Source organism: Erythrobacter neustonensis (assembly GCF_001663175.1).
Taxonomy (GTDB): domain Bacteria; phylum Pseudomonadota; class Alphaproteobacteria; order Sphingomonadales; family Sphingomonadaceae; genus Erythrobacter; species Erythrobacter neustonensis.
Genome location: NZ_CP016033.1, coordinates 672,026 through 684,112, shown reverse-complemented (window position 1 = coordinate 684,112; position 12,087 = coordinate 672,026). Strand labels below are relative to the sequence as shown.

The following is a 12,087-nucleotide window of genomic DNA, read 5'->3' as shown; positions in this document are numbered from 1 at the left end:
TTCGATGATGCAACACCGGTTCCACCCCACGATCCTGCGCGAATACGACATTCGCGGAGTCATCGGTGAGACGCTGGGCGCGGATGATGCGCGCGCGATCGGCTGGGCGTTCGGCACGCTGCTGCGCGAGGACGGGGGTCGGACCGTGGCGGTGGGGTATGACGGGCGGATCAGTTCGCCGATGCTCGAACACGCGCTGGTCGAAGGGATCAATGCCAGCGGCTGCGATGTCGTGCGGATCGGGCTCGGCCCGACGCCGATGCTCTATTATGCCGAAGCGTCAGATGAACAGATTGATGGCGGCATTCAGATAACTGGCAGCCACAATCCCCCCAATTACAATGGCTTCAAGATGGTATTTCGGGGCCGCCCGTTCTTCGGCGGCGATATCCAGAAGCTCGGGAAACTGGCAGCAGACGGGGCGTTCACCAGCGGGATTGGCAGCGTGGCCACGCTCGACATCCTTGGCAAGTATATCGAGCGCCTGCTCGAAGGCCTCGCCGGTATCGAACCGGCCAAACTCGAAACTCTGCGCGTCGGCTGGGATGCCGGCAACGGTGCCGCCGGCCCCGCGCTCGAAGCTCTGGCTGCCCGGCTGCCGGGGGAACACCATCTGCTGTTTACTGACGTTGATGGACATTTCCCAAACCACCATCCTGATCCCACCGTCGAAGCCAATCTGGCCGATCTGCGGGCTTTAGTCGCAAGCAAGAACCTTGATTTCGGAGTGGCCTTTGACGGCGATGGCGACCGGATCGGAGCAATCGACGGCACGGGCCGGGTGATCTGGGGCGATCAGCTTTTGATGATCTACGCCGAGGATCTGATCAAATCGCGCCCCAAAGACCAAGAGAGCGTTACGATCATCGCCGACGTGAAGGCCAGCCGCGCGCTGTTCAACCGGGTGGCGGAGCTGGGCGGGGAGCCGCTGATGTGGAAGACTGGCCATTCGCTCATCAAGTCCAAAATGAAGGAAACTGGTGCGCCGCTCGCGGGGGAAATGAGCGGGCATGTGTTTTTCGCTGATGAGTATTACGGGTTTGACGACGCGCTCTACGCAGGAATACGGTTGTTGGCCGCTACCGCCCGACTGGGCCGTTCGGTGACCGAACTGCGCGGAAGCATCCCGCCGATGCTCAACACCCCGGAACTGCGGTTCCAGGTCGACGAGGCGCGCAAGTTTGCCGCGATGGAAGAGATCACGCAGCGCCTCACCACCGCGCCCGGTGCGGAGGTGACGAGCGTCGACACCACCGATGGCGTGCGCGTCGACACGGCCGACGGCTGGTGGCTGCTGCGCGCATCGAACACGCAGGACGTGCTGGTCGCGCGCGCGGAAAGCGATACGAGCGAAGGCCTCGACCGCCTGTTGGCGCAGATCGACGCGCAACTGGCGGCATCCGGGTTGGACCGGACACAGAGCGCCGCGCACTGATCGGTTTTGCGGTGGCAAATCCAATTGCCTGATGCGCGGCCATCGTTATGGTTTCGCGCATGCTTGTCGGAATTGATCTTGGCACCACCAACAGCGCGGTTGCGCTGTGGGGCGATGGTGCCGCGCAACTTGTCCCCAATGCGCTCGGCAAGGAGCTGACGCCGTCCGCGGTCAGCATCGACAAGGGCGGGCAGACCTGGGTGGGGGAGGCCGCGCTCGACCGGATGGCGACCCATCCCGCCGACACCGTCACCAGCTTTAAACGGATGATGGGCACGGCCAGCACGGTGACACTGGCGGGGCGGACGCTTGGCCCCGAAGACCTTTCGGCGATGGTGCTGCGCAGCCTTGCCGACGATGTCGAGGCTGCGACCGGCGACCGGCCGACCGAGGCGGTGATCACGGTCCCGGCCTATTTCAACGAACGCCAGCGCCGCGCCACGCGCCGTGCGGGCGAGATCGCCGGGCTCGAGGTGCGCCGGCTGATCAACGAGCCCACCGCCGCCGCACTCGCCTTCGGGCTTGCCGATCGCGGCGACCGCGAACCGTTTCTGGTGTTCGACCTTGGCGGGGGCACCTTCGATGTCTCGATCGTCGAGATGTTCGACGGGATCGTCGAGGTTCGCGCCTCGGCGGGGGACAACCGGCTGGGCGGTGACGATTTCGACGAGGCATTGGTCCGGCTGGTCGAGCCGCTGCTCAGGGAGAAAGCCGCCGCGGCGCTCGATGCCTTGCGCACCGACAGCCGCCGCGCGCTGCTCAATCTTGCGGCCGAGCGCACGCGGCGCGCGCTCACCACCTCGGAAGAGGCCGATTTCAATGTGGTGGCGGGTGGCACACCGATCAGCGTGCGCGTTTCGGCCGAGGCATTCGAAGAGGCCGCAGCAGGCCTCGGCAAGCGGCTGCGCGATCCGGTGATCCGGGCTTTGCGCGATTGCCATATCGATGCCAAAAGCCTGTCGGACATCGTGCTGGTGGGCGGCGCGACGCGGATGCCGGTGGTGCGCAAGGCGCTGACCCGGATGTTCGGGCGCTTTCCCAATTCCACTGTCCACCCCGATCATGCGGTCGCGCTGGGCGCGGCAATCCAGGCCGGGCTCTTGTCGGGCGGGGAGGGGCTGGAGGAAATCCGCATCACCGACGTCGCGCCCTTCACGCTTGGCGTGAACACCGCGACGCGCGATGCGCAAGGGCGCTATCACGACGATATCTTTGCCCCCATCATCGAACGCAACACCCCCGTGCCCGTCAGCCGGATGGAGCGGTTCTGGACGCTGGGCGACAACCAGAAACAGGTCACCTTCGCGATCTACCAAGGCGAAGCGCGCGACGTGAAGAAGAACGTCAAGCTGGGCGAGTTGACGATCCCCGTCCCGCCGCGCCCCGCGGGCGAAGTGTCGGTCGATGTGCGCTTCACCTACGACACCAGCGGGCTGCTCGATGTCGATGTCGCGGTTCCCGAAACCGGGCTGACCCGCAACCTCGTGATCGTCGACGAGGACGACCGCCGCAGCCAGAAGGATGTCGACGCGCGGCGCAAGGCGCTCGAGAAGCTGAAGGTGCACCCGCGCGACGAGGCCGAGAACGTCGCGATGCTGGCACGCGGCGAACGCGCCTATGAAGGCTTCACCGGCCATATCCGGGACCTCATCGGTCATAGCCTGACCGAGTTCCAGGGCGCGCTCGACAAGCAGGACCCGCGCATCATTGCCGATGCGCGCGAGGCGCTCGGGCAATTGCTCGACGAGATCGACAGCGCCTCCCCGCTGTGATGCCGCGCTCATGACCCGCCGCGCCTTCCCGTGGGATCGCCTCGGGATCGACCCGACCAGCGATAAGGCCGCAATCCGCAAGGCCTATGCCGATATCCTGCGCGCGACCAATCTCGACGACGATATCGCGGGCTATGCCGAGCTTCGCCGTGCGCGCGATGCCGCGCTGTGGCAGGCGGGGCAGGGCGAGCCTGTCAGCCTGCGCGCCGTGCCTCCGGCGACGGACAGCGCTGAGGGGGCTGGCGACGACATTGCGCTGCCGGATGATGCGCAGGACGCCGATCGCGCCTTGCCGGGTGATCCGCCCGGAGAGGACTGGCAGGACGACGACTGGGACGATGACGACTATTGGGACGACAGCCCGTCCGCTCAGCATCCCGATCCGCTGACCCGCTGGTCGCACGGCGGAGCGAGCGCGCAGCAGGAAAGCGAAGCGCAGGCCGCTGCAAAGGCGGCATGGGGCCGGCTGCTCGCAGTGCTCTACCCCGGCGGCCAGCCGAGCGAGGACGCCGTGACCCACGCCGAACTTGGCGAGGGCCTCGCCGCGGTGGACACGCTGATCGCGCGCGCCGAAGAAGCGGACCTTGCCGAACACGACGCACTCGACACGGGGCTGGCCGATCTGTTCGCGAGCACCTGGCCGCGCTCCGCCCCCTTCGTCGAACCGGCCAGCACCGCGTTCGGCTGGCTGGACGAGGCCGGCGCGCTCGAGGAGCGCTATGCGCTGCGCTTCCTCAACGACCGGATCAAGGGGATGCGCTTTTACGAGAAGGTGCAGATGCCCGCGCACCCGCTCAACCGGGCATGGACCGAATTGTCGCGGCCCGGGCCCGCGCGGCTGATCGACCGGCTGCGGGTCAAGCGGCTGGAAGTGCACAAGCTGCTGACCGGCATCCGCCAGCGTTACCCCGAACTCGAAAGCTATCTCGATCCCGAACGTGTCGCATCGTGGGAAGGGCTGGCGCGCGGCGAGAACGGGGCTGGCCGGGCGGTCAGCCGGGTGTTGTTGGCGGCCTTCGTGATCCTTCTGGTGGTGCGCGGGTGCCTCGGCTTCATCGACGAAAAGGATGCCGTCGATCAGGCCGTGCCCGCGATCGAACAGGGGCCGAGCGCGGCAGAGCTCGATACGCGTGTTGCCGCAATCTTCGGTCAGGGCATGGATCTTGCCGCGCTGGAGGCTGCGGACAAGGTCTTTGCCGATCGGCTGCAGCCGCTGCTGGGCCTACCTGACAACCGTTTCCTGTCGCCGGTCAACTACGTCCGCTTGCAGGCGCTTGGCGCACGCGAGGTCGCGCGCGGGGATGCGCTGATCGCGCGTGCCGGTTTGAAGGCGCTGTGGCTTAGGGCTGCGCAGCGCCAATCGCCTGAAACCTGCTCGCGTGTGGCGCGCGGGGGCTTGCGCGATCTCGATCTGGGCCTGACCGCCGAAGAACAACGCCGTGAACACACCTTGCTGCAGCAATTGCTGAACGCCAAGGTGCTGGGTCACGAGGCCAAGGGCGGCGAGGTGCGTTATGCGATCCCCGGCTGGCTGGTGGAGGATGTCCTTAAGCGCAGCCGCCTTTCCGAAAAGCGGCTGGTCGCGGCCCTCGGCGATCCCGATAATCAGGACCGCTGCACGGTCGAGATCGCGCTACTCGATGCCGTGCTGGCCGCGCCGTCGCGGGTGCCGGCCGAGGTGCTGAAGGGCATCTGATCCCCCGCGCCTTGCACACCTGCGGGTGAGCCTCCACATGCAGCGCGTGAGCGCGTCCGATCCCACCTTGCCCGATCTGCCGCCGGTCATCGCCGCATGGTTTGCGCAGCGCGGCTGGCGGGTGCGGCGGCACCAGTGGGAGATGCTCGAACAGGCGCGCGCAGGGCGCGATGCGCTGCTGGTCGCCGATACCGGCGCGGGCAAGACGCTGGCCGGGTTCCTGCCGACCCTGTGCGATTTTGCGGGCGAGGCCCTGCCTGCCGATGGCCTGCACACGCTCTACGTCTCGCCGCTGAAGGCGCTGGCGCAGGATGTGAAGCGCAACCTTATCACCCCGATCGAGGAGATGGGCCTGCCCCTCCGCGTCGAAACGCGTAGCGGCGATACCCCGTCCGATCGCAAGAAGCGGCAGCGTGAACGCCCCCCGCATGTCCTGCTGACCACGCCCGAAAGCCTGTCGCTGCTGCTGTCCTATCCCGAAAGCGCGGACCTGTTTGCGGGGCTGAAACGCGTCGTGATCGACGAGGTGCACGCCTTTGCCACCGACAAGCGCGGCGATCTGCTCGCGCTCAGCCTCGCCCGGCTGCACGCGCTCGCCCCGCAGGCGCAGCGGGCCGCGCTGTCGGCGACGCTCGCCAACCCGCGCGACTTTCAGGAATGGCTCGCCCCGCAAAGCGGCGAGGACGGCGAGATTTCGGCCGCCGCGCTGGTGCTGGGCGAAGAGGGTGCGGAGCCCGAGGTCGAGATCCTGCTGCCCAAGGAAGAGCGCATTCCCTGGGGCGGGCACGCGGGGCGCTGGGCGGTGCCGCAGCTGATGGAGGCTATCAAGGCGAACCGCACCACGCTGGTCTTCACCAACACGCGGTTTCTGGCCGAATTCATCTTCCAGTGCCTGTGGGAAGCCAATGACGACAATCTGCCGATCGGCATCCACCACGGCAGCCTCTCGACCGAAGCACGCCGAAAGGTCGAAGAAGCGATGGCGCGCGGCGAGTTGCGCGCGCTGGTGTGCACCGCCAGCCTCGACTTGGGGATCGACTGGGGCGATATCGACCTCGTCGTCCAGATGGGCGCGCCCAAGGGCTCATCGCGGCTGTTGCAACGCATCGGGCGCGCGGGCCACCGGCTCGATGTGTCCAGCCGTGCGGTGCTGGTGCCCGGCAACCGCTTCGAATTTCTGGAGGCGATGGCCGCCAAGGACGCGGTCGACGAGGGCCAGCGCGACGGCGAAGCGTTTCGTCCCGGCAGTCTCGATGTGCTCGCGCAGCACGTGATGGCCTGCGCCTGCGCCGCGCCCTTCCACGAGGACGCGCTGCTCGCCGAGGTGCGCAGCGCGCTGGCCTATAGCTGGGTCGACGCCGAAACCTTCGGCCGCGTGCTGAGCTTCGTGTCGAATGGCGGCTATGCGCTCAAGGCCTATGACCGGTTCCAGCGGATCGTGCGGGGGAAGGACGGCGTATGGCGCCTGTCACACCCCAATCAGGCGCAGCGCCACCGGATGAATGCGGGCATCATCATCGATGCCGAAATGCTCAATGTGCGCTTCAAGAACGGGCGCAGCCTCGGCAAGGTCGAGGAACGTTTTGCCGCGCAGCTTTCGCCGGGCGACACCTTCTTCTTTGCCGGGCTCAGCCTCGAGGTCGAAGGTGTCAAGGACATGGACCTCACCGTGCGCGCCGCGAAATCATCGGCGAGCATCCCGACCTATGGCGGGCTGCGCATGCCGCTGACCACGCATCTGTCGACCCGCGTGCAGGAAATGCTGTCCGACCGCGCGGGCTGGAGCCGCTTTCCCGACGATGTGCGCGAATGGCTGGAAATGCAGGACTATCGCAGCCGCCTGCCCGCGCCGGGCGAATTGCTGGTCGAAAGCTTCCCCCACGGCGGCAAGCATTACACCACCTATTACACCTTTGAAGGCTGGAACGCGAACCAGAGCCTCGGCATGCTGATCACGCGGCGGATGGAGGATCGTGGGCTGCTCCCCGGTGGGTTCGTCGCCAATGATTATTGCCTCGCGGTATGGGGCCTGAAACCGGTCACCAACCCTGCGCCGCTGCTGTCACCCGATATCCTCACCGGCGAATTCGTCGAATGGGTCACCGAAAGCCACCTTTTGCGCCGCGCATTCCGCGAAGTCGCGGTGATCTCGGGCCTCGTCGAACGCCAGCATCCCGGGCAGAAGAAGACCGGCAAGCAGGTCACCTTCTCGACCGACCTGATCTACGACGTGTTGCGGAAATACGAGCCCGACCATGTCCTGATCGAGGCCGCCTGGGCCGATGCGCGCGCGCGGATGACCGATGTGGGGCGGCTGGCCGATCTGCTCGAACGCTCGACCCGCGAACTGGTCCATGTCGAGCTCGAACGCGTTTCCCCGCTCGCCGTCCCGGTGATGACCATGATCGGCCGCGAGGCGGTGCCGCAGGGCGCGATGGACGACGAACTGCTGCTCGAGGCCGAGGGTCTGATCGCCGCCGCGATGCGGCCTGACGAGCCGCCTGAGGGAGACTGACGCCTCTCTCAGGGCCGCGCAAGATCAGTCGAAGTCGCGGAATTTCTCATTGCCGACGAACCGGAAACTGTCGGCGCCTTCCTCGCGGATCAGCGCGATCGTGCGGGCTGCAGTTTCGTAGCTTGCGCGCGCATCGGCTTCGAAGCGGAGCAGGGGCTGGACGCGAAGGGCGCTTGCCGCGGCGATCTGGGCGCGCAGTTCGGAGGTCGACACACGCTGCCCATTCCACGCGATCCGGTCGTTGCCATCAATCGTCAATGCGTTGGTTTCAAGCACGGGGTAGCGCGGCGTGCTGGTCCCGCCGATGTCGACTTCGGTGACGTTTACCGGCGCGGGGATGGCAAGGATCAGCATGATTAGCAGCACGAGCAGGACATCGATGAACGGGGTCACGTTGATCGTGCCGATCGGCTGCGGGCGGCGGGCGTAGAGATTGGGGCGGCGCACGGCATAGGGCATCGGCTCTCTCCTCTTGCAGCAGCGCGGCCCTCACCCGAACAGGCCCGATGGTGGCCGCTCTGACGGGGTAAAGAATATCAGGAAAAGAAGAGGTTGCCTAACGCGTACCGGTATTGTCGCTGAAACCGATTGGGGGGGGCCTTGCCGGGCCCACGAAAAAGGGCGCCGCGATTGCTCGCAGCGCCCCTTTTTGCGTTAGCCGTCTGATCGACAGCTTACTTGCTGAAGTCGCGGTACTTGTCGTTGCCGACGAAGCCGAAGCGCGTGACGCCCGAGTTCTTGATGATCTGCAGAACCTTGGCCGAGAGATCGTAGCTGGCCTGAGCCTCGGGCTCGAACTGCAGTTCGGGCTCGGGGTTCATCTGCGTCGATGCCTGAAGGGCAGCAACCAGCTGGCCTTCGTCGATCGGATTGCCGTTCCACAGGATCTGGTCCTGCGGGGTCAGCACCAGCTTGTTCTTGGTCGGTTCGACCAGCGGCGGCGGCGCATTGGTCGGCTGCGGCAGGTCGATATCGACCGAGTGCGTGGCAACCGGGATGGTGATGATGAACATGATCAGCAGAACGAGCAGAACGTCGATCAGCGGAGTCATGTTCATGTCCATCATCGGCTCGCCGTCAAGCTTGCCTCCAGACATACCCATCGTGTTTTCTCCTTAAGTTAGCTTGGAGCGATCAGGCGCCCGGATCGACCGGGTTCGAGATGAACCCGACAATCGGATAGCCTGCCAGCTGGACACGGAAGATCGCGCCGGCCACGCACTTCCACGGCGCATTGACGTCGCCGCGAATGTGGACCTGCGGGATCTCGTCGGGGTTTTCCATCAGGGCTTCGGCACCGCCGGCACGCTTGACGATGGCGTCAAGCCGCTCGAACGCCTGGTCCTGAAGTTCCTGCGAATCGACCGGGGTGAGGTTGTTGAAGTAGATCCGGCATTCGCCATTGCGCGAGGCACCGGCATAGCCGGGCTCGCCCGCTGCACGGCCGGCATCGTCGGTCGCGCTGACGGTCAGCAGCAGGTTTTCAACCTTGTCCTTCGATTCGACCGATTCGAAGACCGGAATTTCCAGCTTTTCGATGGTCTGGATCGCCACCGGAACCGCGATGAGGAAGATGATCAGGAGCACCAGCATCACGTCCACCAGCGGCGTGGTGTTGATGTCGGACATGGGGGTATCGACCCCGCCTCCCGTAGAAATCGCCATTGTGAATTCCTAGCCTGTCAAAACTTTGACGTGAAATACCTGCCCTTGGTGCCATTCCCGAAAGATGGCCTGCCGGGCAGTTGGCAGGAGCGGGACAGCCCGCTCCTGCCATCATGCGGCAATGACGATCAGACCTTCGGGGCCGGAGCGGCCGGGGTCGCAACCGGCTTGGCAGCGGGCTTGGCTGCAACCGGAGCACCGGTGGTCACTGCGGGCTTCACTGCGCCGTTCGAGTTCATGTAGGCGAGCAGATCGGTCGAGAAGGTGTTGAGCATCGCGGCGATCTTGCGGTTGCGGCCCTGGAGCCAGTTGAACGCGAACACCGCAGGCACAGCGACGAGCAGACCGATCGCGGTCATGATCAGCGCTTCACCGACGGGGCCGGCGACCTTGTCGATCGAGGCGTTGCCGGCGATGCCGATGTTGATCAGCGCGCGGTAGATCCCGATCACGGTGCCGAGCAGACCCACGAACGGTGCGGTCGCACCGACGGTGGCGAGGAACGGCAGACCGCCCGCGAGCACGGCGTTGATCGAATCTTCCGAACGCTGCAGCGAACCGTGCATGTAGTCATGCGATTCGAGGCTGTCGGTCATCTTGCCGTGGTCTTCCTGCGCCTTGACCGCGTCGTCGGCGAGCTGGCGCCACGGGCTGTCCTTGTCGAGCTTGGTCGCGCCTTCACGCAGGCTCGAGGTGCGCCAGAACTGGGTCTGCACGGTCTTGTACTGCTTCATGACCTTGTTCTGTTCGAACAGCTTGGTGAACATGATGTAGAACGAACCGACCGACATGATGATCATGATGGCAAGGATCGACCAGGCGACGGGGCCGCCTTCTTTCATGGCCTGCACAAAGCCGAACTGGCTTTCGGGCGCTGCTTCACCAGCGGCTGCGGCGAGAAGATAGAGGTTCATTGCGTGTAGTCCTTTTGAAAAGTTGTTCCGTGACAGGGCGGTACGCCGGCTGCCCGCTAGATCAGTTCAGCTTGTAGGTAATGCGGGTCGACCAGCTGGCGCTGATGGGTTCACCAGCATCGTTCAGCGCGGGGTCGAAACGGGCATACCGTTCGACGGCCTTGGTGGCGGCATCATCGAGAATGCCCGAACCGCTGGAGGCGGTGACCGAACAACCCGTGGCGCGGCCATCGGCGGTGACGGTGCAGCGAACGCCCACGGTCCCTTCGATTTCTTCCTGCGCGGCGCGGCGGGGGTAATCCTCCTGAATGCGCGCAGACCAGCTACGTTCGTTCTTGGTCTTGACACCGCGGGCCCTCGACGGAGGCTTCGGCGCAGGCGGCGTCGGCGGTCCGGGGTTGGCGGTCGGAACGGTCGTCGGACGCGTATCCGTCGGCACGGCCGGCGGAATGTCCTGACGGGTCTCGACCGGCGGAGGGTTGGGCGCGATGTTGAGCTGCTGCGGCGGCGTGACGGGCGGCGGAGGCGAGGTGGTCTCCGGCACTTCTTCAGGCGGCGGCGGCGGCTCTTCCGGCGGCGGCGGCGGTTCTGTGACGTCGACGGTCGTCACACGTTCGACCATCTCCTTCACGGCATCGACTGTAAGGAACAGCACCATGCCCGTGCCCACGAGGCCGACGATCGACATGGCGATGATCAGCGACACGAGCTTGGGCCCGGTTAGTCCTTGTTGTTGGCTAGCGTAGGACATCCAGCGCTTTCTCTCCAAATACTCGCCGATCGCAAAGGATCGGCACACTCCCCACTCGCTGACTTAGGGTGCCAGCGGGCAGATCCCGGTCATTTCACGTTCCTCCCAACCCGGAACAAAATTTCGGGCCCGCGCAACACGCAAGGCCCAATCTTTCCCCGGATGGCAGGTGCTGCGTAACAAACGTTGTCCGCATGCAGCCTTCACTGAATTTGCGGCAATGTCCCCAATCCCGCGCAATCAGTCGTTAGGGCTTTAACGGCCAACCCCTGGCCGATCAAACGCTTTTGCGGTTCAGCGCGGATTCACTGCGAGTCATGTGCAATTAAGGGTGCTAGAAGGGCCATCGGCCGCATCGCTGAAAAAGTCCGGTGATCGTCAAAGGTAAAGGGAATATTAATGGCGTTTTTCAAGAGTCTGGCCCTTTCCGGCGCAGCGCTTGCCGGGGTTGCGGCAGGCACCATCGGCGCGCAGGCGCAGACGCCTGCGGCAGCCCCGGTCACCGCCAGCGCGGCGGCAAATGATCCGACGTATGCCGATCTTGCGACGCTTTCGGACGCCGCAGATGCGGTCGTGCATGTGCGGATTCGAAAGGCAACCGCCCTCAAACCCGACCGCGCGCCGGGGGTGGCACCGGGATTCGTGCGCTTTTACGTTGAGGCCAATACGCTGTCGGTGATTGCCGGACGCAGCGCCGTGGCGCCTGCGGTGACCTATCTGGTCGACATGCCGCTCGACGCGCGCGGCAAGGCGCCCAAGCTGAAAAAGCGCGAATTTCTGCTGTTTGCGCGGCCGGTGCCCAGCCGTCCGGGCGAATTGCAACTGGTCGCACCCGCTGCGCAACTGGCCTATAGCCCGATGCTCGAAGAACGCGTGCGCCCGGTCCTCACCGAGCTTTACGCTGCCGATGTCAAGCCGCGGATTACCGGGGTAAGCGATGCGCTGGCGGTGCCCGGCACATTGACGGGCGAATCCGAAACGCAGATCTTCCTGGCAACCGAAAAGCGCAGCCCGGCGTCGATCACGGTGCTGCGCCGACCCGGACGCGCGCCCGAATGGGGCGTGTCGTGGGGGGAAATCATCGATTCTTCGGCCCGCCCGCCGGCGCGCGACACGCTGGCATGGTACAGGCTGGCCTGCGGATTGCCCGCACAGCTGCCCACCAACGCCAACCTTTCGCGCGATTCCGAGGAGCGGCGTCTGGCGGCGAGCGATTATGCCTTCGTGCGTCAGGCGATCGGCACCTGCGAACGGCGCATTACCGCGCGCTGACAGGGCACGGGGCCGGATATTTTCCCCGCTTGACCGCAGGCCTGCGCCGGTTAAGCGCGGGCCTGCC

10 protein-coding genes are annotated in these 12,087 nt (G+C 65.4%); 5 read left to right on the top strand and 5 right to left on the bottom strand.

The features are described from left to right. Positions 1–7 precede the first annotated feature (7 nt). From pgmG to A9D12_RS03240, 4 genes are read left to right on the top strand one after another with little or no spacing between them, the layout of a single operon-like run. A complete protein-coding gene (pgmG, locus tag A9D12_RS03255) occupies positions 8–1,435 on the top strand; it encodes a phosphoglucomutase/phosphomannomutase PgmG (protein ID WP_068353551.1) in 1,428 nt (475 codons plus the stop codon). 59 nt (positions 1,436–1,494) lie between these two features. Continuing rightward, positions 1,495–3,207 (top strand): Hsp70 family protein, encoded by a 1,713-nt coding sequence (locus A9D12_RS03250; RefSeq protein ID WP_068353548.1) that lies wholly within the window; start codon positions 1,495–1,497, stop codon positions 3,205–3,207. Positions 3,208–3,217: 10 nt separating this feature from the next. Then, complete coding sequence (locus A9D12_RS03245; protein WP_068349748.1) at positions 3,218–4,903, top strand: hypothetical protein; 1,686 nt, start codon at positions 3,218–3,220, stop codon at positions 4,901–4,903. 46 nt (positions 4,904–4,949) lie between these two features. Next, positions 4,950–7,418, top strand: coding sequence for a ligase-associated DNA damage response DEXH box helicase (locus A9D12_RS03240; protein ID WP_418251571.1), 2,469 nt, complete (start codon positions 4,950–4,952; stop codon positions 7,416–7,418). A 24-nt stretch (positions 7,419–7,442) separates the two neighbouring features. Here A9D12_RS03240 and A9D12_RS03235 read toward each other — a convergent pair whose 3' ends face one another. The 5 genes from A9D12_RS03235 to A9D12_RS03215 form a co-directional block, all read right to left on the bottom strand. Next, positions 7,443–7,877 carry an ExbD/TolR family protein gene (locus A9D12_RS03235; protein ID WP_231889684.1) on the bottom strand — a complete coding sequence of 145 codons (435 nt, stop codon included), beginning with the start codon at positions 7,875–7,877 and terminating at the stop codon, positions 7,443–7,445. A 215-nt stretch (positions 7,878–8,092) separates the two neighbouring features. Next, positions 8,093–8,521, bottom strand: coding sequence for an ExbD/TolR family protein (locus A9D12_RS03230; RefSeq protein WP_068349745.1), 429 nt, complete (start codon positions 8,519–8,521; stop codon positions 8,093–8,095). Between the two features lie 31 nt (positions 8,522–8,552). After that, positions 8,553–9,083 (bottom strand): ExbD/TolR family protein, encoded by a 531-nt coding sequence (locus tag A9D12_RS03225; RefSeq protein ID WP_197489869.1) that lies wholly within the window; start codon positions 9,081–9,083, stop codon positions 8,553–8,555. Between the two features lie 128 nt (positions 9,084–9,211). After that, a complete protein-coding gene (locus tag A9D12_RS03220; RefSeq protein WP_068349742.1) occupies positions 9,212–9,997 on the bottom strand; it encodes a MotA/TolQ/ExbB proton channel family protein in 786 nt (261 codons plus the stop codon). Positions 9,998–10,058: 61 nt separating this feature from the next. Then, positions 10,059–10,703 (bottom strand): energy transducer TonB, encoded by a 645-nt coding sequence (locus tag A9D12_RS03215; RefSeq protein ID WP_082925365.1) that lies wholly within the window; start codon positions 10,701–10,703, stop codon positions 10,059–10,061. Between the two features lie 444 nt (positions 10,704–11,147). Between A9D12_RS03215 and A9D12_RS03210 the strand changes: the two genes are divergently transcribed. Further along, the gene (locus A9D12_RS03210; RefSeq protein ID WP_068349738.1) at positions 11,148–12,020 is read left to right on the top strand and encodes a hypothetical protein; all 873 of its coding nucleotides are present in this window, start codon (positions 11,148–11,150) and stop codon (positions 12,018–12,020) included. Positions 12,021–12,087: the final 67 nt, after the last annotated feature.